The sequence below is a fragment of the Pseudomonas sp. F2 genome (assembly GCF_057174385.1).
On the sequence record NZ_CM169904.1, the window covers coordinates 80147 to 103221 of the forward strand.

General features: G+C 60.8%; 26 protein-coding genes. 12 read left to right on the forward strand and 14 right to left on the reverse strand.

The genetic code is table 11. The annotated features are described in order from the left end of the window. Positions 1–27: 27 nt before the first annotated feature. The 6 genes from AC193Q_RS00320 to AC193Q_RS00345 form a co-directional block, all read right to left on the reverse strand. On the reverse strand, positions 28–1368 hold the full coding sequence (locus AC193Q_RS00320) for a sensor histidine kinase (RefSeq protein WP_047292450.1): 1341 nt from the start codon (positions 1366–1368) through the stop codon (positions 28–30). Between the two features lie 169 nt (positions 1369–1537). Next, positions 1538–1987, reverse strand: a complete 450-nt coding sequence (locus tag AC193Q_RS00325; RefSeq protein WP_483879043.1) for a Spy/CpxP family protein refolding chaperone — start codon at positions 1985–1987, stop codon at positions 1538–1540. Positions 1988–2216: 229 nt separating this feature from the next. Then, the gene (locus AC193Q_RS00330; protein ID WP_041073070.1) at positions 2217–2894 is read right to left on the reverse strand and encodes a response regulator transcription factor; all 678 of its coding nucleotides are present in this window, start codon (positions 2892–2894) and stop codon (positions 2217–2219) included. Positions 2895–2901: 7 nt separating this feature from the next. Then, positions 2902–3312 (reverse strand): SH3 domain-containing protein, encoded by a 411-nt coding sequence (locus AC193Q_RS00335; protein ID WP_047292453.1) that lies wholly within the window; start codon positions 3310–3312, stop codon positions 2902–2904. Positions 3313–3596: 284 nt separating this feature from the next. Further along, positions 3597–3896: a YciI family protein gene (locus AC193Q_RS00340; protein ID WP_047292455.1), complete on the reverse strand. Its 300-nt coding sequence runs from the start codon at positions 3894–3896 to the stop codon at positions 3597–3599. Between the two features lies 1 nt (position 3897). Beyond that, positions 3898–4494: a septation protein A gene (locus AC193Q_RS00345; RefSeq protein ID WP_027613975.1), complete on the reverse strand. Its 597-nt coding sequence runs from the start codon at positions 4492–4494 to the stop codon at positions 3898–3900. Between the two features lie 87 nt (positions 4495–4581). On the opposite strand from AC193Q_RS00345, the gene AC193Q_RS00350 reads away from it, so the two are divergent. From AC193Q_RS00350 to rluB, 6 genes are all read left to right on the forward strand, one after another. Then, positions 4582–5445: a PHP domain-containing protein gene (locus AC193Q_RS00350; RefSeq protein ID WP_047292458.1), complete on the forward strand. Its 864-nt coding sequence runs from the start codon at positions 4582–4584 to the stop codon at positions 5443–5445. 13 nt (positions 5446–5458) lie between these two features. Next, the gene (locus AC193Q_RS00355) at positions 5459–6088 is read left to right on the forward strand and encodes an L-threonylcarbamoyladenylate synthase (protein ID WP_007966016.1); all 630 of its coding nucleotides are present in this window, start codon (positions 5459–5461) and stop codon (positions 6086–6088) included. 123 nt (positions 6089–6211) lie between these two features. Beyond that, entirely contained in the window at positions 6212–6910 is a 699-nt protein-coding gene (locus AC193Q_RS00360; RefSeq protein WP_171061841.1) for a segregation and condensation protein A, read from the forward strand. 11 nt (positions 6911–6921) lie between these two features. Beyond that, positions 6922–7893, forward strand: coding sequence for an SMC-Scp complex subunit ScpB (gene scpB, locus AC193Q_RS00365; protein ID WP_121184297.1), 972 nt, complete (start codon positions 6922–6924; stop codon positions 7891–7893). Between the two features lie 103 nt (positions 7894–7996). After that, positions 7997–8188 (forward strand): DUF1289 domain-containing protein, encoded by a 192-nt coding sequence (locus AC193Q_RS00370; RefSeq protein WP_483879044.1) that lies wholly within the window; start codon positions 7997–7999, stop codon positions 8186–8188. Between the two features lie 142 nt (positions 8189–8330). After that, complete coding sequence (gene rluB, locus AC193Q_RS00375) at positions 8331–9551, forward strand: 23S rRNA pseudouridine(2605) synthase RluB (protein WP_003222775.1); 1221 nt, start codon at positions 8331–8333, stop codon at positions 9549–9551. 373 nt (positions 9552–9924) lie between these two features. Here rluB and AC193Q_RS00380 read toward each other — a convergent pair whose 3' ends face one another. Further along, the gene (locus AC193Q_RS00380) at positions 9925–10890 is read right to left on the reverse strand and encodes a M29 family metallopeptidase (RefSeq protein ID WP_041073062.1); all 966 of its coding nucleotides are present in this window, start codon (positions 10888–10890) and stop codon (positions 9925–9927) included. A gap of 70 nt (positions 10891–10960) precedes the next feature. Beyond that, positions 10961–11098 (reverse strand): hypothetical protein, encoded by a 138-nt coding sequence (locus tag AC193Q_RS00385; protein ID WP_003222780.1) that lies wholly within the window; start codon positions 11096–11098, stop codon positions 10961–10963. Between the two features lie 893 nt (positions 11099–11991). Here AC193Q_RS00385 and AC193Q_RS00390 point away from each other — a divergent pair. Both AC193Q_RS00390 and arfB read left to right on the forward strand, forming a co-directional pair. After that, entirely contained in the window at positions 11992–13410 is a 1419-nt protein-coding gene (locus AC193Q_RS00390; RefSeq protein WP_047292463.1) for an amino acid permease, read from the forward strand. 115 nt (positions 13411–13525) lie between these two features. Then, positions 13526–13939: an alternative ribosome rescue aminoacyl-tRNA hydrolase ArfB gene (gene arfB, locus AC193Q_RS00395; RefSeq protein WP_095667202.1), complete on the forward strand. Its 414-nt coding sequence runs from the start codon at positions 13526–13528 to the stop codon at positions 13937–13939. Here arfB and AC193Q_RS00400 read toward each other — a convergent pair. The 6 genes from AC193Q_RS00400 to phhA form a co-directional block, all read right to left on the reverse strand. Further along, positions 13936–15123: an MFS transporter gene (locus AC193Q_RS00400; protein ID WP_183082875.1), complete on the reverse strand. Its 1188-nt coding sequence runs from the start codon at positions 15121–15123 to the stop codon at positions 13936–13938. The two genes, arfB and AC193Q_RS00400, sit on opposite strands and share 4 nt — an antisense overlap. A gap of 116 nt (positions 15124–15239) precedes the next feature. Further along, a complete protein-coding gene (locus tag AC193Q_RS00405) occupies positions 15240–15422 on the reverse strand; it encodes a hypothetical protein (RefSeq protein WP_007965516.1) in 183 nt (60 codons plus the stop codon). A 70-nt stretch (positions 15423–15492) separates the two neighbouring features. Beyond that, positions 15493–15624: a hypothetical protein gene (locus AC193Q_RS00410; RefSeq protein ID WP_257012244.1), complete on the reverse strand. Its 132-nt coding sequence runs from the start codon at positions 15622–15624 to the stop codon at positions 15493–15495. 327 nt (positions 15625–15951) lie between these two features. Beyond that, on the reverse strand, positions 15952–17145 hold the full coding sequence (locus AC193Q_RS00415; RefSeq protein ID WP_483879045.1) for an amino acid aminotransferase: 1194 nt from the start codon (positions 17143–17145) through the stop codon (positions 15952–15954). Then, positions 17145–17501, reverse strand: a complete 357-nt coding sequence (locus AC193Q_RS00420; RefSeq protein WP_003222798.1) for a 4a-hydroxytetrahydrobiopterin dehydratase — start codon at positions 17499–17501, stop codon at positions 17145–17147. The genes AC193Q_RS00415 and AC193Q_RS00420 overlap by 1 nt, the downstream gene beginning before the upstream one ends. Positions 17502–17619: 118 nt before the next feature. Beyond that, entirely contained in the window at positions 17620–18411 is a 792-nt protein-coding gene (phhA, locus tag AC193Q_RS00425) for a phenylalanine 4-monooxygenase (RefSeq protein WP_047292472.1), read from the reverse strand. A gap of 384 nt (positions 18412–18795) precedes the next feature. Here phhA and AC193Q_RS00430 point away from each other — a divergent pair, with 384 nt between their 5' ends. From AC193Q_RS00430 to flgH, 4 genes are all read left to right on the forward strand, one after another. Continuing rightward, the gene (locus AC193Q_RS00430; protein ID WP_047292474.1) at positions 18796–20358 is read left to right on the forward strand and encodes a sigma-54-dependent phenylalanine hydroxylase transcriptional regulator PhhR; all 1563 of its coding nucleotides are present in this window, start codon (positions 18796–18798) and stop codon (positions 20356–20358) included. Between the two features lie 374 nt (positions 20359–20732). Continuing rightward, a complete protein-coding gene (locus AC193Q_RS00435; RefSeq protein ID WP_007965507.1) occupies positions 20733–21473 on the forward strand; it encodes a flagellar basal body rod protein FlgF in 741 nt (246 codons plus the stop codon). Between the two features lie 45 nt (positions 21474–21518). Continuing rightward, the gene (gene flgG / locus AC193Q_RS00440) at positions 21519–22304 is read left to right on the forward strand and encodes a flagellar basal-body rod protein FlgG (RefSeq protein WP_003222804.1); all 786 of its coding nucleotides are present in this window, start codon (positions 21519–21521) and stop codon (positions 22302–22304) included. Positions 22305–22355: 51 nt separating this feature from the next. Continuing rightward, complete coding sequence (gene flgH, locus AC193Q_RS00445; RefSeq protein WP_007965503.1) at positions 22356–23051, forward strand: flagellar basal body L-ring protein FlgH; 696 nt, start codon at positions 22356–22358, stop codon at positions 23049–23051. Positions 23052–23075 lie beyond the last annotated feature (24 nt).

Below are 23075 nucleotides of genomic sequence, written 5' to 3' on the forward strand. Positions count from 1 at the left end.
CGGACGATCTTTTTTTTCATCGAAAGTCTAAGGTTGGACGACAGCCCCTGGCACCAGCGGCAATTCCAGGCTGGCAATAAACCCGCCCTCGGGATGATTGGCCAGGGTCAGACTCCCGCCATGCCGCTCCGCCGCCCGCCTGGCAATTGCCAGGCCCAGGCCATGTCCCGCCGCCGTTTGCCCCGGCGCCCGGTAAAACGGTTCGCCCAACTGGCTCAGGTGTTCGGCCTGTACGCCCGGCCCGTGGTCGCGCACGCTCACGACAATCCGCTCGCCCTGACGCGTAGCCTGCATCTCGATCGCCTGGCCCACCGGGTTGAAACGCTGGGCGTTGCGCAACAGGTTGTCGACGGCGCGCTCGATCATGGTCGGCCATCCGGTCAGACTCAGCTGTGGCTCGGCGTTCAGGCGCACGCTCTGCTCGGGTGAGCCGAGCTGGGCATCTTTCTGCAAGGTGCCGAGCAGGGCGTTCAGGTCCACCGCTTCGGCACTGGCGTTGTCGGCATCGACCCGTGCCAGCACCAGAATTTCGCTGATCAACGCTTCCAGCCGATCGCACTCGCGGGTCAGGCGTGGCCAGAGTTTTTCCCGTTCTTCAGGATTGGCCCGTTCCGCCAGCGCCAGCGCGATGCGCAGTCGCGCCAGAGGTGAACGCAGTTCGTGGGACACGTCGCGCAGCAACTGGCGCTGACTGCCGATCAGGCTTTGCAGGCGCGCACCCATGCGGTTGAAGTCGTTGGCCAGCACACCGAATTCGTCGCGACGGTTGGCCAGTTTCGCCAGGCTGTTCTGTTGGTAGGTGGTCTGCCCCAGATCATGCACCGCACCGCGCAAACGGCTGAGCGGGCGGGTGATGGAGAAGGTCACCAGCAGGCTGAACAGGGTCAGTACCACCAGTGCGATACCCAGCGCACTCAGCGGCCAGAGCAGGCTTTCACGGTGCCACGCATCGAGTTCCGGGTGCGGGATGCGGAAGATGAACAGGTAAGTGTCGCCGGTTTTTTCGCTGGTGAATTCGTCGGTCAGGCGGCGCCAGGGCAGACGTCGGTCATCGTTGTTCTGTCTGGCTTCGAAGGCGGCGGCGCGACGCGGGAAGGTGCCACGCACCACCGGGTCGCCGCTTTCGTTCAGCACCTGGACGTCAATGTGGTACTGGCGTTTGCGCTGTTGAAGGATGTCCTGCGCGGCGTCTTCGCCCTGGGCTTCGTAGGTTTGCGTCCATTCGGCGGCCAGCGTGTTGAGGCCCGGATGGCGGCTGAGGATCCACGCGTCCTGATTGAGCATGTGCCCGAGCAGGATCGACAGCCCTGCCACCAGGGCGATGGCCAGCCAGAAGCTCGCGAGAATACGCCAGAACAGTGAACGCACAGAAAATCCTCAAACAAACGCGTAAGCCCTGTAGGAGCTGCCGAAGGCTGCGATCTTTTGATTTTGTTTTTCAAGATCAAGATCAAAAGATCGCAGCCTTCGGCAGCTCCTACCGTTTCGAATGTAAACAGGCCCGACGGTATCAGCCGTCGGGCCTGTGATCAGAACATTATTGCGCCTTTTGCGGCTGTTGCGCTTTCCACGCTTTGAACTCGGCCCATTCGGCGCGGCGTTCAGCCTGTTTCTTCTGGATCTCGTCGAATTTCTTCTGTTGATCCGGATTCAGCAGGTTGCGTACGTCAGCTTCGGCTTTCTTGTGGTTGGCCGCCATCTCGTCTTTCATGGCTTTCTGGTCAGCCGGCGAGAGTTTTTCCAGGTACTTCTCGACCACCTGGCGACGTTCGTGCATCTGCTCGCCCATGATCTTGCGGATCTGATCGCGCTGTTCGCGGGTCAGGTCGAGTTGGCTGTACGGGCCTTTGCCGTGTTCGCCGTGCATCTGACCGCCGTGGCGTGGGCCGTCGAGTGGGCCACCCATCGGGCCACCATCCTGTGGCATGGCCATGGCGACGGTTGGCAGAGCGGCAGCGAACATCAGAGCGATAAGAGTCTTGCGCATGGTGTATCTCCTTGTCTCGTTCCCGGTACGTTCCGGATGAGTTCAGATTACGGAGATCAAGGTCAGCGGCGGTCAGCGCTGCGTAAAGCTTGGGTAAAGACGCTTTGTTCCCAGCTTTACACATATCCCCTGTAGGAGCTGCGGCACGCTGCGATCTTTTGATCTTCAAAAGCAAAGATCGCAGCCTTCGGCAGCTCCTACAGGGGGATGTCGTTGTGTCGGACGTGGATCAGAGGCTGTAGTAATAACCGCGGCTGCGCAGGGCGACGATCCGTGGGCGGCCGTCGGGGTGCGGGCCGATCTTCTTGCGCAGGTTGCTCACGTGCATGTCGAGGCTGCGGTCGTACAGGGTCAGCTTGCGACCGAGGGCCAGTTGCGCCAGTTCCTGTTTGTCCAGCGGTTCGCCGGGCTGCTTGAGCAGGGCTTCGAGCAGGCGGCTTTCGGAAACGGTAAGTGTCAGTTCTTTTTCGTCGATGCTGACCACGCCGCGCACCGGGCTGAAGCTCAGGTCGCCGAGTTCGAGTTGGGTGGATACGGCGGCCGGGTGGCTGCGGCGCAGCACGGCGCGCAGGCGCGCGGTGAGTTCACGCGGATCGCAGGGCTTGGCCAGGTAATCGTCGGCCCCCAGCTCCAGACCGAGAATACGGTCCAGCGGTTCGCCCCGGGCCGAGAGCATCAGCACCGGCAGCTCTGCGTGCTCGCTGCGCAATTGCTTGAGCAGTTCCAGACCGCTGCCATCGGGCAGCATCACGTCCAGCACCACCGCCGCCGGAGCCGATTCGGCCAACGCCTTGCGCGCGCTCTGGCCATCGTGGCAGGCACGCACCAGAAAGCCTTCCTGGCTCAGCCAGCTACTCAGGAGTTCACACAACTCCTGGTCATCATCAATCAGTAACAGCTCGCTCATGACTCACTCAATTTAGCCATTGCCGACGTTTTCGGCTTGCTCCACTGGCAAAGATACCGCACAGCAGCGCCAATAGCGCTACCCCGGCGCCCGTAACGAACCATTGCTGCTGTTCGGTCAGCAAACGCGGCAAGGGACTGGCCTGGGCTTCCTTGAGTTGCAGCTTCAGGCGCTGATTCTCTTGGCGCAACCTGGCGAGCACGGCGCTTTCGCGAGTGTTGTCGGCATTTTGCAGTTGTTTGCTCAATTCTTCCCGCTGCTGCTCGCTGGCCTTCAGGCGCTGCTGCAACTCGGTAATCTGGCTGCCGGCACTTAATGACAATGGCGTGGAGCTGCCGCTTTCGGTGGTTTCTTCACCATGGGCGGGCGCCATGATCGTCAACGTGACCCACATCAGACACAACGGACCTTTGCGCATTGCGATTCCTGCTAGCAAATGGATATTGGGCAGGTTGTCGGCAGGCAAACGAGAATAATGAGCGATTGAGAGCGGTGAGAAGCGGGAAGGTTCAGTGCCGGGTAGAGGAGATATTGCGGTTGATGATTTTTGTGGTGAGGGGATTTATCCCCGATGGGCTGCGAAGCAGACCTGAAATGGGAGCATGCGGTGTGTCAGGCACACCGCATTGGATGGCTTTGGGGTTGCTGCGCAACCCATCGGGGATGAATCCCCTCGCCACAGAGCCCCTCCACATTCCTTGGTTACGGCAGGACTTGCTTGAACGGTTTGACGATCACATTGGCGTACACGCCGGCAGCGATGTACGGATCGGCGTCGGCCCAGGCCTGGGCGGCGCTCAGGGAGTCGAATTCGGCGACGATCAGGCTGCCGGTGAAACCCGCCGCGCCCGGATCATTGCTGTCGATCGCCGGGTGCGGGCCGGCCAGCACGATGCGGCCTTCGCCCTTGAGCACTTGCAGGCGTTCGAGGTGGGCCGGGCGCGCGGCGAGGCGGGCTTCGAGCGAGTTGGCGACGTCGGTGGCAATGATTGCGTAGAGCATGTCAGTCCTCGGTTTTTGGCGTTGTGGTATCGGCGTCGTGCAGATGGCGGGACAGGTAGATGCCCTGACCGACCAGGAACAGCACGGTCATGCCCAGACTGCCGAACACCTTGAAGTCGACCCAGATGCTCTGGAAGGTGAATGCCACGAACAGGTTGGCAGCGCCGCAGAACAGGAAGAAGGCGATCCAGGCGATGTTCAGGCGGGTCCAGACCGGATCCGGCAGGGTCAGCGCGTGGCCCATGATGCGTTTGATCAGCAGGCGGTCACCGATGAAGTGGCTTCCGATGAAGGCCAGGGCGAACAGCCAGTTGACCACCGGGGCTTTCCATTTGAGGAAGGTCTCGCTGTGGAAGGCCAGGGTCAGGCTGCCGAACACCAGGCAGGCGATCAGGGTCAGCCATTGGCTTTTTTCCAGCTTGCGCTGCTTGATGAACAGCGCGCCGTAGACTACGAGGGAGCTGATGATCAGCATCGCCGTGGCGCTGTAAATACCGCCTACAGTCACCTCATGGCCGGCGATGTCGACGACCCGTGGATCCAGTTTGTAAACGATGAAAAACAGCAGAAGCGGGATGAAATCGATGAATTGTTTCACAGTGAGAGCCAGAAGCTGGATGTGGCGGCATAATAACAAACATATGGGCGCGCGATAGCGCCAGCTGATTTGAGGTTACAACTCCCCGTGAATGTTGATTTGCACTGCCACAGCACGGCCTCCGATGGCGCCCTGGCGCCGGCGGTTCTGGTTGCGCGTGCGTTTGAAAACGGCGTGCGAGTCCTGGCGTTGACCGATCATGACACCCTCGAAGGCCTCGCCGAAGCGCGCAGCGCCGCCGAAGAACTGGGCATGCAACTGGTCAATGGCGTCGAACTGTCCTGCACCTGGGGCGGCGCGACCATCCACGTGCTGGGCTACGGTTTCGACGTCAACGCCGCGCCCTTGGTCGAGGCCATCGCCAGATTGCACGATGGCCGCTGGCTGCGGTCGGAAGAAATAAGCCGCAAGCTTGGCCTCAAAGGTATGCCCGGTGCCCTCGAAGGCGCCCGGCAGATCCAGCAGGAACTGGGCGACAGCGGCAACGCGCCGGCCCGCCCGCATTTTGCCGACTGGATGGTGCGTGAAGGTTTCGTAAAGGATCGCGCCGAGGCATTCCGCAAATGGCTCGGCGCCGGCAAGCTCGGTGACGTCAAGCAGCACTGGCCGACGCTGGAAGACACCGTCGGCACCCTGCGCGCCGCCGGGGCGTGGGTCAGTCTGGCGCATCCGTGGCACTACGATTTCACCCGCAGCAAGCGCCGAAAGCTGATTGCCGACTATATTCAAGCGGGCGGGCATGCAATCGAAGTGGTCAATGGCCATCAGCCCGCAGAACAGGTCGGCAGCCTGGCGATCCTTGCCCGTGAGTTCGGTCTGCTGGTCAGCGCCGGCAGTGATTTCCATGGCCCTGGTGGCTGGTCCGAGATTGGCCAGTACCGGCCGGTTCCCGAGGACCTTCCACCCCTGTGGGGTCGGTTCAAACATGACACAGTTATCGCCGCCGTCTGAACAGGTAGAGAATGTGAGTCAATTTTTCCAGATCCATCCGGAAAACCCGCAAGCGCGCCTGATCAAGCAGGCGGTCGAGATCATCCGCAAGGGCGGGGTGGTGATTTATCCCACGGACTCTTCCTACGCCATCGGTTGCCAGATCGGCGACAAGACCGCAATCGAGCGCGTGCGCCGTCTGCGTCAGCTCGACGAAAAGCACAACTTTGCGCTGATCTGCAGCGATCTGTCGCAACTGGGCAACTATGCCAAGATCGACACCGGCACCTTCCGCATTCTCAAGGCGCATCTGCCGGGGCCTTACACCTTTATCCTCAATGCCACCCGCGAAGTGCCGCGTTTGCTGCTGCATCCGAAGAAACGCACCATCGGCCTGCGGGTGCCGAGCCATCCGATTGCCTTGGCGTTGCTGGCCGAACTCGGCGAGCCGCTGATGAGTGTGACCCTGATCATGCCCGGCGATGAAGATCCGCTGAGCGATCCGTACGAAATGCGTCAATTGCTGGAACACCAGGTGGATCTGATCATCGACGGCGGTTTCGGCGGGATCAAGGCGTCCACCGTGATCGACCTGACCGGCGACGACCCGGAAGTGATCCGCGTCGGTTGCGGCGACCCCGCGCCGTTCATGGTCGAGGCCTGAATGTCCGCAGTGGAAACCGTTGTCGATCCCCAAGCCGGCGCCCAGCAGGAACTGCCGTTTGCCATGGTCTATGGCCAGGCGGTCACGGAAATGCCGCTGGACCTGTACATCCCGCCGGATGCGCTGGAAGTGTTTCTCGAAGCCTTCGAAGGCCCGCTCGACCTGCTGCTGTACCTGATCCGCAAACAGAACATCAACATTCTCGACATCCCGGTGGCGGAAATCACCCGTCAGTACATGGGCTATGTCGAGTTGATGCAGTCGGTGCGCCTGGAACTGGCCGCCGAGTACCTGGTGATGGCCGCGATGCTGGCCGAAATCAAATCGCGGATGCTCCTGCCGCGGGCCGAAACCGTCGAAGACGAAGAGGACGACCCGCGCGCCGAACTGATCCGCCGCCTGCAGGAATACGAGCGCTTCAAGGCCGCCGCCGAAGGCATCGACGGCCTGAGCCGGGTCGGACGCGATGTTGTGGTGCCCAAGCTCGACGCCCCGGAAGCCCGGGCGCGCAAGCTGTTGCCTGATGTCGCGCTGGAAGAGATTCTGATGTCCATGGCCGAAGTGCTGCGCCGGGGCGACATGTTCGAGAGCCATCAGGTCAGCCGCGAGGCATTGTCGACCCGCGAGCGCATGAGCGATGTGCTGGAGCGGCTCAAGGGCGGCGGTTTTGTGCCGTTTGTCGAGCTGTTCACCGCCGAGGAAGGTCGCCTCGGTGTGGTCGTGACCTTTATGGCGATCCTTGAACTGGTCAAGGAATCCTTGGTCGAGCTGGTGCAGAATGAGCCGTTCGCCGCGATCCACGTGCGAGCCCGAGCCGAATAACGAGTCGAAACATGAACCTGACTGAACCCCGCGAGCTGGCGCCCCTGCTTGAAGCCTTTCTGTTGGCCTCGGGAAAACCGCAATCGCTTGAACGCCTCTACGAACTGTTCGAAGAAGGCGAGCGCCCGGAACCGCCGGTCTTCAAGAAAGCCCTGAGCCTGCTGGCCAAGTCCTGCGAGGGCCGCGCGTTCGAGCTCAAGGAAGTCGCCTCCGGCTACCGCTTGCAGATCCGCGAGAAGTTTTCGCCGTGGGTCGGGCGTTTGTGGGAAGAGCGGCCGCAGCGCTATTCCCGTGCGCTGCTGGAAACCATGGCGCTGATCGCCTATCGCCAGCCGATTACCCGGGGCGAGATCGAAGACGTGCGGGGTGTGGCGGTCAACACCAACATCGTCAAAACGCTGATCGAGCGCGAGTGGATTCGCATCGTCGGGTACCGCGACGTGCCGGGCAAGCCGGCGATGTTCGCCACCACCAAGGCGTTTCTCGATCACTTCAATCTGAAGAACCTTGAAGACCTGCCGCCGCTGGCCGAACTGCGTGAGATGGAAGCCGAGCCCGTCCTCGATTTCGACGACGCACCGGTGCCGCAAGGCCTGCAGGAACAGGCCGACGCCAGCGCCGAGCCGGAAGAGCCGAAGGAAGAAACCAGCTTCCACAGCTTGCTGCTGGAGCTGGACAGCATGGAGGAGGGGATCAAGACCGACTTCGATGATTTGTTGCGCGATGCGGCGGACGGGGAGACGTCGACGACTGAGCCGGAAGCCGAGACCGTCGAGCCGCCGATTGAAGTTGAACTTGAGGCCGAGCCTGAAGCCGAACCGGAAGAGGACATTCTTGGCGTTGCCGAGGCCCGGGAAAAACTTCTCGCTGCCGTCGCTGCCCTCGAACCACCTGCAGCGGAGCCCGAACTGAGTGAAGAAGAAGCCGAGGCGCGCGCCCTGGCCGAAGCCATCGAAGCCGAACGCCGCGAGTTCGAGGACTGAGGCGCGCCGAAAAGATCGCAGCCTGCGGCAGCTCCTACAGGGACCGTATTCCAATGTAGGAGCTGCCGCAGGCTGCGATCTTTTGATCTTCAAGGGAGACCCCATGAGCTCGACCAAAAACCCGTGCATCAGCCTCTGCAAGTTCAGCGATGACATCTGCCTCGGCTGTGGCCGCAGCAAGCGCGAAATCCGCGCCTGGAAGAAACTCGACAAGGACGACAAGCGCACAGTGCTGGCGGAAGCCGCGCTGCGCCTGATCAAACTCGGTGGCGCCGGTCGGCGGAAAAAGAAATAACTGTCGATCGATCAGCTAGTCTCTGATGCGCGATGGCGCACATCCGCGTATGATTCGCGACCCTTCGGCGATCCCTTCGCCCGAAAACCAGATTTCAATGCTTCAGGCGCCGCCTGAACAGACCACACCGGGAGGTGCCCAGATGAGTGACATCAATCAGAAAGACGACCAGGAAATCGGCCCGGCAGGCGAAAAACTGCAGAAAGTCCTCGCCCGTATCGGCGTCGGCTCACGCCGTGACGTCGAAGCCTGGATCAGCCAGGGCCGGATCAAGGTCAATGGCAAAGACGCCACCCTCGGCCTGCGCGTCGACATGCACGATGCCATCACCATTGATGGCAAGGTGATCAAGCGCGAAGAGGCGGCCGAGTCGGTGCGCCGCGTGATCATGTACAACAAGCCCGATGGCGAAATCTGCACCCGTGACGACCCGGAAGGCCGTCCGACCGTGTTCGACAAGCTGCCGCGCCCGAAAGAAGGCCGCTGGATCAACATCGGTCGTCTCGACATCAACACCACCGGTCTGCTGATGTTCACCACCGACGGTGAGTTGGCCAACCGTCTGATGCACCCGTCCTACGAGATGGACCGTGAGTACGCCGTGCGTGTCCGCGGTGAAGTCGACGACGAGATGATCGAGCGCCTGAAGGCCGGCGTGGTGCTGGAAGACGGCCCGGCGCGTTTCACCGACATTCAACAGGCGCCGGGCGGCGAAGGCTTCAACCACTGGTATCACTGCGTGGTGATGGAAGGCCGTAACCGTGAGGTTCGTCGCCTGTGGGAATCCCAAGGACTGGTGGTCAGCCGTCTGAAGCGCGTGCGTTTCGGTCCGGTATTCCTCAACTCCGACCTGCCGATGGGCCGCTGGCGCGAAATGAGCCAGTACGAAGTCGACGTGCTCAGCGCCGAAGTCGGCCTGACGCCGGTGGCGATGCCGCAACTCAACGCCAAGAGCAAGGACAAGCTGGAGCGTATGCAGCGTAAATCGTCGCGGCCGATGGCCAAGACCGAGCGCGTGCGAACTCTGCGTCCCGCCGCTGGCGCGCCGACCGGTCCGCGTCCGAGCCGTGAGCCGCAGATCGAAGGCGAGCGTCCGGGTCGCAAGCCAGTGGCCCGTGACGGCGAGCGCGCACCGCGTCCGGCCAACGGTCGCACCGAGCGTGGCGAAGGTCGTGCGCCGGCCGGTCGTGGTACGCCAGTGGCGGATCGTCCTGCGGACACCACCAACAAGCGTCCGGCCAAGCCAGCACCGAAGCGTCCGGGGATCAAACTGGTCGACGGCGACAAGCCATCAGGCAAGCGCCGTGGCGCACCGGCCGGTTCCGGTCAGCGTCCAGGCTTCGGTCGCAAGAAGCCGGAATAAGGCAGCTGTGAGCTTTGAGCGGCAAGCTTCGAGCTAAAGCAAAAACGCCAACCGCAGGGTTGGCGTTTTTTTTGTCTGGCAGAAGTTATGCAGCGACTGATTCGGCCTCTTCGCGAGCAGGCTCGCTCCCACATTGGAGATGCGACACACACAAATCCCCTGTGGGAGCGAGCCTGCTCGCGAAGGCGTCAGTCGCCTGAAACACAATGCATCCGTCTGGATTATTGGCTGGGTTGCGCGCTGTTCCTGTAGGAGCTGCGGCACGCTGCGATCTTTTGATCTTGATCTGCAAAAACAAGATCAAAAGATCGCAGCCTCGTTTCACTCGACAGCTCCTACAGGGGGGCAGTGGCTTCAGAATGGAAATGTCTGCTTAGAAGACAAAGCGTCCGTCAAACACCGGCTTGTCATCCAGCGCCAACACCCCGCCGGAGAAAATCAGGTCCAAATGATGACTGCCCTTGGCCCCGCCGCCGAGGCCCAGGTGCAGGCCGCAATGGCGCTCCTCGAAACCGGCGTTGCGCGCATACAGATCCTTCACGCCTTCGTTGGTACCAATCCCCAATTCCTCAATGCGCCGGTTTGACGGATTGGCGTCCAGGTACTTGTTGAAATCATGCTCCAGCCCCGGCACATCAGTGGCGATGCGGCTGATGGTCGAGTTTTCGATCCACAACTCCAGTGGCGACTCCAGCACGCCGTACTTGCGCGCAAACGGGATAGTGCTGAGGAACGTGCCCTTGAATTTCACATGGCCGTTGATGGCTTCGCTGTGGGTGGCGATCTCGCCGGGGGCCAGGTCGAAGTTGCCGACGCCGTTGATGTCGGTCCACTTCTTGATACTGCTCAGTGGCGTTTCAAACCATGAGCCGTGGTCGTCCTTGAAACTCAGCGTGGTCGCTTGGGACATGCGCTGGATCAAGTGACTGTTGAGCCCGGCGATACGCTGCGGCGTCACGCTGAAGGTGTCGTAAAAATAGTCGCCGTAATCCTTGAACAACAGCGACTTCTTCCAGTTTTCCGCCATCACGCCTTGCAGGGCGCGCACGAACTCCGGGCCGTCGGGGCGCGGGTTGGGCAGCGTGGAAGAGTCGTAGAAGAAAATGTACAGATCGCTGTCGGCAATCGCCGCGGTCAGCGTTGCGGTGCTTTCCAGGTCCAGGCGTCTGGCGCTGAAGGTGAAGCGGGGATGATCGCCGGCCTGTTCGGCGATGGCGCCGGTCAGGGCTTCGTAATCGGCGGTGTGGCCGAGCAGTACCTTCGCCGAGTCGAGACCGGCAAGGGCAGGGTGATGTTCGAGGTAGTAAAGGAAATGCGAGATCGCGCGGGGCTTATCCATGAGTCCTCCCTGACTGACCGTGAGAAAGCGGCAGGCACGACCGGCCGGATCGTGCCTGCCCGGGGATGTCTTACAGAGGCCACATCGCCGTGCCGAACGGAACCACCGCGTCGGCTTGCATCATTTCCACGGCGGCCTCATGGGTTGGCGCTTCAAACCATTCGTCCAGTTGCAGTTCGGTGTCCAGGTCTTTTTCCAGTGCTTGCATGGTCGATCTCCTAGATGACATTCACGGTTATGACTGGCCGGTCGAGGTGGCCGGCAAGACGTGAAGAACCTAGTTCAGGGTGTTTTGTAATGCAAAAAATTATTTATTTAAAATTTAAATAAACTTTTTATTCTGTTTTTAGGCGGCGATTTTCTTATTTGAAAACAAAAAACTAAGCCGCCACTTTCATTAGCAAGCTTGCTACCGTCAATTTGCAGACGTCCTACAGAATTTTCCGAAATGGAAAATCTGCGTTACGCCTTGTAAAGAAAAATTTACGAAAACGCCGATGAAGTCCAGTGGATTCACCCCGTTGCCGACGCTGTAAGGAAAACCTGCCGACGCCCGCCTGCAAAGGCCTTGCGCAGGGCTCTGGCGTGCTTGTTTCAGCCTCGTTTGCAGGGTGAGATGCGCCTCATGCCTGTCGTGCAGGTGCATAACAAGAAGGAGGCGCAATGAACGCCGAGATTGATCTTCACTTCTCTCCGTGGGGCGGTTTTTCGCTCGTCCCCGTCGATGGCCTGCAAAGGCCTGACTCATTTTTTGCAGTCGCCCGAGTGTCTCGAGGCGGACCCACGCAATCCCGGCAGGCGCCACGCTGATCCAGCGGGGTCTGGCAGCAGGGGGTTAGCGGTGTACAATGCGCCGCGTTTTAACTGTGACCCTCTGCGTAATCGCGCAAACCTCAAGGCTATCCGCCTTGTTCACTCCGCCACGTCACAAGCGTGTCGGGTTCGATTTCGTCACAGATAAAAACAAACAGGTGACGCATGACCGTTGTAAAAACGCTGAATTCCTGGTGCTTGCGCTGGGGTTTGATCGGGGTTGTCTGAAATCGCAACCTTGCAGCAACGTCTACTGAACATCATCAAACCTTGCGTGGGACCTTTTTCATGAGTGGACAAAACTCGCAATCAGGCGAGCTGAAACGCGGCCTGAAAAATCGCCATATTCAACTGATCGCCCTCGGTGGTGCGATTGGTACCGGATTGTTCCTCGGCTCGGCCGGGGTCCTGAAATCCGCGGGCCCGTCGATGATCCTCGGCTACGCCATCTGCGGCTTCATCGCCTTCATGATCATGCGCCAGCTCGGCGAGATGATCGTCGAAGAGCCGGTGGCCGGTTCCTTCAGCCATTTCGCGCACAAGTACTGGGGCGGTTTTGCCGGTTTCCTTTCGGGCTGGAACTGCTGGATTCTGTACATTCTGGTGGGCATGTCGGAGCTGACAGCGGTCGGCAAGTACATCCACTACTGGGCGCCGGACATCCCGACCTGGGTCACCGCCGCTGCATTCTTCGTGCTGATCAACGCGATCAACCTGGCCAACGTCAAAGTCTTCGGTGAAGCTGAATTCTGGTTCGCGATCATCAAGGTCGTGGCGATCGTCGGCATGATCGCGCTGGGCAGCTACCTGCTGGTCAGCGGCCATGGCGGTCCGCAGGCCTCGGTCAGTAACCTGTGGTCGCACGGCGGGTTCTTCCCCAACGGCGTCAGCGGTCTGGTGATGGCGATGGCGATCATCATGTTCTCCTTCGGCGGTCTGGAAATGCTCGGTTTCACCGCCGCTGAAGCCGACAAGCCGAAAACCGTGATCCCGAAAGCGATCAACCAGGTGATCTACCGGATCCTGATTTTCTACATCGGCGCGCTGGTGATCCTGCTGTCGCTGACCCCGTGGGACAGTCTGCTGGAAACGCTCAATGCGTCCGGCGATTCGTACAGCGGCAGCCCGTTCGTGCAGGTGTTCTCGATGCTCGGCAGCAACACCGCCGCGCACATCCTCAACTTTGTGGTACTGACCGCGGCGCTGTCGGTGTACAACAGCGGTACTTACTGCAACAGCCGCATGCTGCTGGGTATGGCCGAGCAGGGTGATGCGCCGAAAGGTCTGGCGAAAATCGACAAACGCGGCGTGCCGGTGCGTTCGATCCTCGCGTCCGCGGCGGTCACGCTGGTGGCGGTGTTGCTTAACTACCTGATGCCGCAACAGGCGCTGGAACTGTTGATGTCGCTGGTGGTGGCCACCCTGGTGATCAACTGGGCGATGATCAGCTTCTCGCACTTCAAGTTCCGTCAGCACATGAACAAGACACAGCAGACGCCGCTGTTCAAGGCGCTGTGGTACCCGTACGGTAACTACGTCTGCCTGGCGTTCGTCGCGTTCATCCTCGGCGTGATGTTGCTGATCCCGGGCATCCAGATCTCGGTGTACGCGATTCCGGTGTGGGTCGTGTTCATGTGGGTCTGCTACGTGATCAAGAACAAACGCGGTGCGCAGCAGGCGCTGCACGCGGCCAGTGCTTCCAAGTAAGCGCTGAGGCAAAAACGACAAACCCGGCCAATGCGCCGGGTTTTTTATTGCCCCTTCGGCAGCTCCTACAGGGTTGATGGCGTATCCTGCTGCTTCTGAATACGGACGCTTTTCCATGCTGGTGATTTCCAACAACGTGCATCTGCCGGATGCCGAGATCGAACTGACGGCCATTCGCGCGCAAGGCGCCGGTGGGCAGAATGTCAACAAGGTCTCCAGCGCTGTGCACCTGCGCTTCGACATTCCGGCCTCGTCCTTGCCCGAGTTCTACAAGGAGCGGCTGCTGGCACTGCGTGACAGCCGCATCACCAGCGATGGCGTGCTGATTATCAAGGCTCAGCAATACCGCACGCAGGAAGCCAACCGCGCCGATGCGCTGCAGCGTCTGGTCGAGCTGATTCTCAGCGCCACCAAGGTCGAAAAGAAACGCCGCCCGACCAAACCGACCCTCGGCTCGAAGAAGCGCCGGCTCGAATCCAAGACCAAGCGTGGCAGCATCAAGGCCGGGCGGGGCAAGGTGGATTTCTAATCTTCGAGGTACTTCGCCGTGTGCTTGTAAAGGTACACGCTCAACGCCAGGCCGCTCAGCGCAGCGAGGGCGGCGAACAGGAAGATCGAAGCGAAACCGAAACCCGACGCAATGGCCCCGGCCAACGGCCCGGTAATCCCCAAAGACAAGTCGATGAACAGCGAATAAGCGCCAACGGCCGCGCCTCGGCTGGAGGCCGGCACCAGGTTCACCGCTTCCACGCCCAGCGCCGGGAACACCAGCGAGAAGCCGAAACCGCTCAGCGCCGCACCGGCCAGTGCCCAATGTGCGTCTGGCGCTAGCCACAGCAGTAACAGGCCGAGGGTTTCCACCGACAGACAGGCAATCGCCACGCGAAAGCCGCCGAGGCGGTTGATCAGGTTGCCGAACAGCAGCCGTGCGCCGATGAAGCTGGCGCCGAACAGGCTCAGGCACAACACCGCGTTATCCCAGTGCCGAGTGGCGTAATACAGGGTGATGAAGGTGGCGATGGTGCCGAAACCAATCGAGCCCAGTGCCAGTCCGCAGCCGTGCGGGAACACGCGACCGAGCACATGCATGAACGGCAGACGCTCGCCGGCGACAATTGGCGCGGCGGTTTTCGGCCACGCCAGCAGCAGACCCAGCGCCGCCAGCAGAATGATGCTGACGCCCATGCTCCACAGCCCCAACTGGCCGACCAGCCACACGCCGAACGGCGCACCCACCGCCAGCGCGCCGTAACTGGCGATGCCGTTCCACGAGATGACTTTGGCGGTGTTCGCCGCACCAACGCGGCCGATGCCCCAGCCGATTGAGCCGGAGCCGACCAGACTTTCCGCGCTGCCCAGCACTAGGCGGCCGATCAACAGGCTGATCAGGCTGAGCATCGGCAGGTTCGGTGTCCAGGCCGAAATCAGCATGAACACGCCACTCAAGCCGCAACCGGCCAGACCAATCATCACCGCGCGCTTGCTGCCCTGGTTGTCGATGATCTTGCCGGCGTACGGACGGCTGAGCAGGGTGGCGAGGTATTGCACGCTGATCACCAGCCCGGCGATCACCGCGCCAAAGCCCAGATCACTGTGGACGTACCCGGGCAACACCGCGAGCGGAATGCCGATGTTCAGGTAGCCGATGAAAGTGAAGAGGACGATGGAAACGACTTGCAGCGTGACCGCCAGGGGGCGCTGGGGTTGTGGCATAGAGGACGACATGGGGAACGATCCACGGCAAAGCAGGATTAGATAGGCTGCTTATGATACCGGCGCGAACGCATCTGGGGCGGGGAAAAGTAAAACTATTTGCCGGATAGGGGGTATCAGGGTTTGGCCGGGGCGACCAGTTGCGTGGTGACGAGGGCGGCGAGGGCGTTTTCTTCGCTGCCGAAACGGGCGAGCAAGGCAGCCTGTTTTTCCGGAGAAAGGCGCTGCCAGATCTCGATCATTTTCTCGGTAGCGCCGATCAGGACGGCGGCTTGGCTTTCGGAGAATTCGTCGGTCATGGCGGGCTCGGTTTCAGGCAGTGTGGAAAGCGCATCTTAGCGCTTTCCACACGGTCTGTACGGCGGGGTTTTACTCTTCGTTGTCAGCCTGGCGGCGTTCAGCGGCTTCTTTCGGCTCGGGCTGTTGGGCACCGGCTTGTTGCGTGGTCGTCTGCTCAGGTACGTGCAGGCTTGGGAAGGGGAGATTAGGAATCTCGTGCATGGTTGCGCTCCTCGCTAAGTCTGTTGATAGATCTGGTAGATCCGCGCTTCTTGAAAGCCTGCGCAGGATACAGCAGGAAAAATGACAATCAGACTTTTAATTCAAATTAATGCGACAGATGGCCGCAGGGGAGGGCGTATTCCAAGTGTGGGTGTGAATAAACCTGTGGCGAGGGGATTTATCCCCGATCGGCTGCGAAGCAGTCGTAAAACAATTGCACGCGCCATGTCAGACATTTCGCGATTGCAGTGTTGGGGCCGCTTCGCTGCCCATCGGGGATAAATCCCCTCACCACAGGGCTCACTCCTAAGAGGGGGGATTGCGGGGTTATTTGCAGACGTTGGCGATGGCGTCGGCCAGCAGTGCCAGACGCGTGGCATCTATGCCGGCGACGTTCGCCCGTCCCGAGCTGACCATGTACACGCTGTGCTGCTCACGCAGTTGTTTGACCTGCTCCGGCGACAGGCCGGTGTAGGAGAACATGCCGCGTTGCACGCCAATGTGCGCAAAGCGCTCGCGCAGACCGTGCGGTTCCAGTGCTTCGACCAGACCGCTGCGCAACTGCGCGATGCGTAGGCGCATGGCTTCCACTTCGTCGGCCCAGCGTGCTTTCAGCTCCGGATCGGCGAGGATGGTCGCGACCACGGCCGCACCGTGATCCGGTGGTGTCGACCACAGGTTGCGGGCGATGTGGGCCAGTTGGCTGCGGAGGTCGATCAGCTTGTCGGCGGTTTTCGCGCAAACAATCAGCGCCCCGGTGCGGTCGCGGTACAGGCCGAAGTTTTTCGAGCAGGAGCTGGTGATCAGCAACTCGGGCACTTCGGCGGCGAACAGTCGGGTCGACCATGCATCCTGCTCCAACCCATCGCCAAAGCCCTGGTAGGCAAAGTCGATCAGCGGCAGCAGGTCACGCCGGCGCACGACATCGAGCACGCGCTGCCAGTCGTCATGGTTCAGGTCGAAACCGGTCGGGTTGTGGCAGCAGGCATGCAGCAGTACCACGTCGCCTTGCGGCACTTCGTTGAGTACGGCGAGCATCGCATCGACGTCGAGGCGGTTGTCGCTGCCCACATACGGGTAATGACTGACCTTGATTCCGGCGGCGGCGAAAATCGTCTCGTGGATCGGCCAGGTCGGGTTGCTCAGCCACACGCCCTTGCCCGGCAGGCACTGGGCGATGAAATCGGCGGCCAGACGCAGGGCGCCAGTGCCGCCCGGGGTCTGGGTGGCGCCAGCGCGCTGTTCGGCGATGAGCTTCGAGTCGGCGCCAAGCACCAGCTCATTGATGACCTTGCCGAACAATGGGTTGCCGTGCCCGCCGATGTAGGTCTTGGTGTCCTGGCGTTCGACCAGTCGCGCTTCGGCGATTTTCACCGCTTCGGGGATCGGCGTCAGGCCCTGGGCATCCTTGTAGACGCCAACGCCGAGGTCGAACTTGCGCGGGTTACTGTCCTGCGCATAGGCCTCCATCAAACCGAGGATCGGGTCGCCGGGCACCCGGCCGATGGCGTCAAAGTGCATTACTTGCGTCCTTCTGCGGTTTTGGCCACTTCGTCAGTGCGCGCGGCCATGATGAAGTCGTTGCGGTGCAGGCCTTTGATCGAGTGGCTCCACCAGGTCACGGTGACTTTGCCCCACTCGGTCAGCAGACCCGGGTGGTGACCTTCGGCCTCGGAGATCTCGCCGACGGCGTTGGTGAAGGCCAGTGCGTGCTTGAAGTTTTTGAACAGGAAGACTTTCTCCAGCTGCATGATGCTGTCGCGCACTTCGATGTTCCAGTCAGGGATCTGCTTGATCAGGATCGGCAGTTCTTCGTCGCTGACTTGTGGCGCATCGGCACGGCAGGCTTCGCAGTGGGCTTGGTTCAAAGTGGACATGGTGTGATTCCTGAAATCGAGTGTGTTTTTTTTATAGAAACTATCGGCCCGTCAATGCCGTCACGCTAAACCAAAGTGCCGGCGACTGACAGACTCAATTGTCAGCAAAAGTCGCGGATCACGCGGCTTTCGGTTTTGGCGGAAACTTCGGTGCGTGCAACCCCAACTGCATGCCTTGCTTGACCATGCCCATGATGTCTTCGTGGGCCAGGTCGAACAGGCGCTTGAGGTTGGGCAGGACAAAATAAAGCGGCTGCAGGATGTCGATGCGATACGGCGTGCGCATGGCTTCCAGCGGGTCGAAGGCCTGATGTTCGGGCTCGTCCGACAGCGAATAAACGGTTTCCTTCGGCGAGGACAGGATGCCGCCGCCATAGATGCGTTGGCCTTGCGGGGTGTCGACCAGGCCGAACTCGATGGTCATCCAGTACAGGCGCGCCAGGTACACGCGCTCTTCCTTGGTGGCCTGCAGGCCGAGCTTGCCGTAGGTGTGGGTGAATTCGGCGAACCACGGGTTGGTCAGCAGCGGGCAGTGGCCGAAAATCTCGTGGAAAATGTCCGGCTCTTGCAGGTAGTCCAGTTCTTCGCGGGTACGAATGAACGTGGCCACCGGAAACTGTTTGCTGGCGAGCAATTCGAAGAAGGTCTGGAAGGGGATCAGTGCCGGGACGCGGGCAACCTGCCAACCGGTGGTCTCACCGAGCACCTTGTTGATCTCGCCCAGTTGCGGAATGCGGTCATGGGGCAGGCCGAGTTTTTCGATACCGTCCAGGTATTCCTGGCACGCCCGACCCTCGATCACTTTCAGCTGGCGGGTGATCAGCGTGTTCCACACCGCATGTTCTTCGGCGGGGTAGTCGATAAAACCTTGCGCATCGGGCTCGCGGGCCACGTATTGCGTCTGCTTCATACTGCTCTCCTGCTAGGGGAATTCGTTCTTGTTATGTCCAGCGATGGGGTCAGGATTACCCGAGAGTGGGGCGGGATGCAGCAGGTTGAACGCGGTCGTTGTAGGAAAAATCACTGTATTTTGTAAATAAATCGTTACGCATTGGCGGATATCTCGCGTTTGCGCTGATCTGCAGGTTTGAAAAGGCGTGTGGCTGTCACATAATCTTGACAACTATCTGCGCGCCTCGACAGAAAAGTCAGGCGTTATCCCCTGTGGGAGCGAGCTTGCTCGCGAATGCGGTCTGTCTGACACATCTATGCTGAGTGTGCAGCCGCCCTCGCGAGCAGGCTCGCTCCCACAGGTCTGTGTTCAACCTTATTGCTGGTTTGTCGAGTCATTCATATGCGTATCAAAGTCCACTGCCAGAACCGCATCGGCATCCTGCGCGACATCCTCAACCTGTTGGTGGAGTACGGGATCAACGTGGCGCGCGGTGAGGTCGGCGGCGAGCACGGCAATGCGATCTACCTGCACTGCCCGAACCTGATCAACATTCAGTTCCAGGCGCTGCGGCCGAAGTTCGAAGCGATTGCCGGGGTATTTGGGGTCAAGCGCGTCGGGTTGATGCCCAGTGAGCGTCGGCACATGGAGTTGAACGCGTTGCTTGGCGCGCTGGAATTTCCGGTGCTGTCGATCGACATGGGCGGCTCGATCGTTGCCGCCAACCGCGCGGCCGCGCAGTTGCTCGGGGTGCGCGTGGACGAGGTGCCGGGGATTCCGCTGTCGCGCTATGCCGAGGATTTCGACCTGCCGGAACTGGTGCGCGCCAACAAGTCTCGAATCAACGGCATGCGCGTCAAGGTCAAGGGCGACATCTTTCTCGCCGACATCGCGCCGCTGCAATCGGAGCACGACGACAGCGAAGCCATGGCCGGTGCGGTGCTGACCCTGCACCGCGCCGACCGCGTCGGCGAGCGCATCTATAACGTGCGCAAACAGGAGCTGCGTGGCTTCGACAGTATCTTCCAGAGTTCGAAGGTGATGGCGGCGGTGGTGCGTGAGGCCCGGCGCATGGCGCCACTGGATGCGCCGCTGTTGATCGAAGGCGAAACCGGCACCGGCAAAGAATTGCTGGCGCGGGCCTGTCACCTCGCCAGTCCGCGTGGGCAGTCGCCATTGATGGCGCTCAACTGCGCGGGGCTGCCGGAGTCGATGGCCGAGACCGAACTGTTCGGCTACGGCCCCGGCGCGTTCGAAGGCGCGCGCGCCGAAGGCAAACTCGGCCTGCTGGAGCTGACGGCGGGCGGTACGCTGTTTCTCGATGGCGTCGGTGAAATGAGCCCTCGCTTGCAGGTGAAGTTGCTGCGCTTTCTGCAGGACGGCTGTTTCCGCCGGGTCGGCAGTGATGAAGAGGTGTATCTGGATGTGCGGGTGATCTGCGCCACTCAGGTCGACTTGTCCGAGCTGTGCGCGCGCGGCGAGTTTCGTCAGGATCTGTATCACCGCTTGAACGTGCTGTCGCTGCACATCCCGCCGCTGCGCGAGTGTCTCGACGGTTTGACCCCGCTGGTGGAACACTTCCTTGATCAGGCCAGTCGGCAGATTGGTTGCTCGCTGCCGAAACTGGCGCCGGCGGCGATGGAGCGCCTCAGTCACTATCACTGGCCGGGCAACGTGCGGCAGCTGGAGAACGTGCTGTTTCAGGCGGTTTCGCTGTGTGACGGCGGCACGGTCAAGGCCGAGCATATTCGCTTGCCGGACTACGGCGTGCGTCAGCCGCTTGGCGATTTCTCGCTGGAAGGCGGGCTGGACGAAATCGTCGGGCGTTTTGAAAAAGCGGTGCTGGAGCGCCTGTATTCCGAGCACCCGAGCAGTCGGCAACTGGGTAAGCGGTTGGGGGTTTCGCATACCACCATCGCTAATAAGCTGCGCGAGTATGAGGTCGGTAAAGACCCCGAGAGTTAACAGCAACACTGTGGTGAAAAGAGCTTTTGTGGTGAGGGGATTTATCCCCGATGGGCTGCGCAGCAGCCCCAAAACCATCCAATGCGATCTATCAGGCGAATCGCGTGAATCGGTATCGGGGCGGCTTCGCCACCCATCGGGGATAAATCCCCTCGCCACAGGTTCTTTTTCCATCTGCAAAAATCGGGATTGCCGCCAAGCGGCATAACACCGCCGGTTTTTCGACTTCGATACATTTCAAATTTCCCCGCAAACCCCCTCAAGTCCTTTGTTTACCGGGCTGCAAGCCGCCAGAAAAAAGTTGGTCTGCAAATTGCTTATGGCTCAGCAGTACAGCGGTGGGCGGCAAACGTCCGGCATGCAGAGGAAAGAGTGTGGACAAGTACCTTTATGTGGCAATGACCGGCGCCAGTCAGAACGCACTGGCGCAAAAGGCCCATGCCAACAACCTGGCGAACATCTCCACCAATGGTTTTCAGCGCGACCTGGAGCAGGCGCGTTCGATGCCGGTGTTCGGTGACAGCTTTCCGGCGCGTGCGTTTGCCATGAGCGAACGGCCCGCCACTGATTTCACCGCCGGTTCGCTGGTGCAGACCGGCCGCGACCTCGACGTCGCCGTGACCGGCAACGGTTTTATCGCCGTGCAGAACCCCAACGGCGGCGAAAGCTACGTGCGCACCGGCAGCCTCAACATCGACGCCCTCGGCGTATTGCGCGCCGGCAATGGCATGCCGGTACTCGGCAACGGCGGTCCGATCGCCGTGCCGCCGGAGCAGCAGGTCGAAGTCGGTGAAGACGGCACCATCAGTATTCGTGCGATGGGCGAAGGCCCGCGCGTCATGGCGGAAGTCGACCGGATCAAACTGGTCAACCCGGACATCAAGAACCTCAACAAAGGCCTCGACGGCTCGATCTACACCAAGGACGGCCAGCCGGCGCCGGCCGATGCCAACGTCAAGCTGGTGTCGGGTTTCCTTGAGTCGAGCAACGTCAACGCCGTGGAAGAAATGACCTCGGTGCTGGCTCTGGCCAAGCAGTTCGAGTTGCACGTCAAGATGATGAACACCGCCAAAGACGACGACCAGGCCATGGCTCGGGTCTTGCAGATCAGCTAATTATCAGAACGTCGCGCCGTAAAACAGGCGCACGAGGAGAATCGAATGCTTCCGGCTCTATGGGTTGCCAAAACCGGTCTGTCCGCGCAGGACACCAACCTGACCACCATTTCCAACAACCTGGCGAACGTCTCGACCACGGGTTTCAAGCGTGACCGTGCCGAGTTCCAGGACCTGCTGTATCAGATCAAGCGTCAGCCAGGCGCCCAGTCGACCCAGGACAGTGAACTGCCGTCGGGTCTGCAACTGGGTACCGGTGTGCGCATCGTCGGCACCCAGAAAAACTTCACCGCCGGCAGCCTGCAAACCACCGAGCAGCCGCTGGACATGGCCATCGACGGTCGCGGTTTCTTCCAGATCCTGCAGCCGGACGGCACCACGTCCTACACCCGTGACGGTACTTTCCACCTCGACTCCAACGGCCAGATCGTCAACGCCAGTGGTTTCGCCCTGGAGCCGGCCATCGTCATCCCGAACAACGCCCAGAGCTTCACTGTCGGCACCGACGGCACCGTGTCAATCACGGTTCCAGGCAACCCGGCCGCTCAGGTGATCGGCAACCTGCAAACCGCCGACTTCATCAACCCGGCCGGTCTGCAGGCGGTGGGTAACAACCTGTTCCTGGAAACCGCTGCTTCCGGCGCGCCGCAAATCGGCACCCCGGGCCTGAACGGTTTCGGTACCACCCTGCAGAACACCCTGGAAGGTTCCAACGTCAGCACCGTTGAAGAGATGGTCAACATGATCACCACTCAGCGCGCCTACGAGATGAACTCCAAGGTGATCTCCACCGCCGACCAGATGCTCTCGTTCGTAACGCAGAATCTGTAATCAAGTCTATGGGGCGGCCTGAGGCCGCCAGCAACACCGTGAGGTAGGGTCATGAAACGCTTCGTATCTGTTCTGGCATTGGGTGGGGTCGTCTCGCTCGCGGGCTGCGTCGCACCGACGCCCAAGCCCAATGACCCTTACTACGCTCCGGTGTTGCCGCGCACGCCACTGCCGGCGGCGGCCAACAACGGCTCGATCTATCAGGCCGGCTTCGAGCAAAACCTGTACAGCGACCGCAAGGCCTTCCGCGTTGGTGACATCATCACCATCACCCTGAACGAGAAGACGCAGGCGAGCAAGAACGCCAACTCCCAGGTGGCCAAGAACAGCAAGACCGGCATCGGCCTGACCTCGCTGTTTGGCGGCAGTGGCACCACCAACAACCCGTTGGGTGGCAATGACCTGAGCCTCGACGTTGGCTACAGCGGCGACCGTGCGACCAAGGGCGACAGCAAGGCCGCGCAGGGCAACACCCTGACCGGCTCGATCACCGTGACCGTGGCCGATGTGCTGCCCAACGGCATCATCGCCGTGCGCGGCGAGAAGTGGATGACCCTCAACACCGGCGACGAGCTGGTGCGGATCGCAGGTCTGGTGCGTGCCGATGACATCGCCACCGACAACACCGTGTCGTCGACCCGTGTCGCCGATGCGCGCATCACCTACTCGGGCACCGGTTCGTTTGCCGATGCGAGTCAGCCAGGCTGGTTCGACCGTTTCTTCCTCAGCCCGCTGTTCCCTTTCTAGGTGGCGACTTTGAATTTCAAGAGC

What these genes read in the sequence shown, in the direction of transcription:
- AC193Q_RS00415 (WP_483879045.1), bottom strand. Translation starts at nt 17,145, where the DNA reads ATGCACTTTGACGCCATCGGCCGGGTGCCCGGCGACCCGATCCTCGGT.
- AC193Q_RS00405 (WP_007965516.1), bottom strand. Translation starts at nt 15,422, where the DNA reads ATGACCGACGAATTCTCCGAAAGCCAAGCCGCCGTCCTGATCGGCGCT.
- flgH (WP_007965503.1), top strand. Translation starts at nt 22,356, where the DNA reads ATGAAACGCTTCGTATCTGTTCTGGCATTGGGTGGGGTCGTCTCGCTC.
- AC193Q_RS00380 (WP_041073062.1), bottom strand. Translation starts at nt 10,890, where the DNA reads ATGGATAAGCCCCGCGCGATCTCGCATTTCCTTTACTACCTCGAACAT.
- AC193Q_RS00420 (WP_003222798.1), bottom strand. Translation starts at nt 17,501, where the DNA reads ATGTCCACTTTGAACCAAGCCCACTGCGAAGCCTGCCGTGCCGATGCG.
- AC193Q_RS00410 (WP_257012244.1), bottom strand. Translation starts at nt 15,624, where the DNA reads ATGCACGAGATTCCTAATCTCCCCTTCCCAAGCCTGCACGTACCTGAG.
- phhA (WP_047292472.1), bottom strand. Translation starts at nt 18,411, where the DNA reads ATGAAGCAGACGCAATACGTGGCCCGCGAGCCCGATGCGCAAGGTTTT.
- AC193Q_RS00385 (WP_003222780.1), bottom strand. Translation starts at nt 11,098, where the DNA reads ATGCAAGCACTGGAAAAAGACCTGGACACCGAACTGCAACTGGACGAA.
- scpB (WP_121184297.1), top strand. Translation starts at nt 6,922, where the DNA reads ATGAACCTGACTGAACCCCGCGAGCTGGCGCCCCTGCTTGAAGCCTTT.
- AC193Q_RS00370 (WP_483879044.1), top strand. Translation starts at nt 7,997, where the DNA reads ATGAGCTCGACCAAAAACCCGTGCATCAGCCTCTGCAAGTTCAGCGAT.
- AC193Q_RS00430 (WP_047292474.1), top strand. Translation starts at nt 18,796, where the DNA reads ATGCGTATCAAAGTCCACTGCCAGAACCGCATCGGCATCCTGCGCGAC.
- arfB (WP_095667202.1), top strand. Translation starts at nt 13,526, where the DNA reads ATGCTGGTGATTTCCAACAACGTGCATCTGCCGGATGCCGAGATCGAA.
- AC193Q_RS00340 (WP_047292455.1), bottom strand. Translation starts at nt 3,896, where the DNA reads ATGCTCTACGCAATCATTGCCACCGACGTCGCCAACTCGCTCGAAGCC.
- AC193Q_RS00400 (WP_183082875.1), bottom strand. Translation starts at nt 15,123, where the DNA reads ATGCCACAACCCCAGCGCCCCCTGGCGGTCACGCTGCAAGTCGTTTCC.
- AC193Q_RS00325 (WP_483879043.1), bottom strand. Translation starts at nt 1,987, where the DNA reads ATGCGCAAGACTCTTATCGCTCTGATGTTCGCTGCCGCTCTGCCAACC.
- AC193Q_RS00335 (WP_047292453.1), bottom strand. Translation starts at nt 3,312, where the DNA reads ATGCGCAAAGGTCCGTTGTGTCTGATGTGGGTCACGTTGACGATCATG.
- rluB (WP_003222775.1), top strand. Translation starts at nt 8,331, where the DNA reads ATGAGTGACATCAATCAGAAAGACGACCAGGAAATCGGCCCGGCAGGC.
- flgG (WP_003222804.1), top strand. Translation starts at nt 21,519, where the DNA reads ATGCTTCCGGCTCTATGGGTTGCCAAAACCGGTCTGTCCGCGCAGGAC.
- AC193Q_RS00330 (WP_041073070.1), bottom strand. Translation starts at nt 2,894, where the DNA reads ATGAGCGAGCTGTTACTGATTGATGATGACCAGGAGTTGTGTGAACTC.
- AC193Q_RS00390 (WP_047292463.1), top strand. Translation starts at nt 11,992, where the DNA reads ATGAGTGGACAAAACTCGCAATCAGGCGAGCTGAAACGCGGCCTGAAA.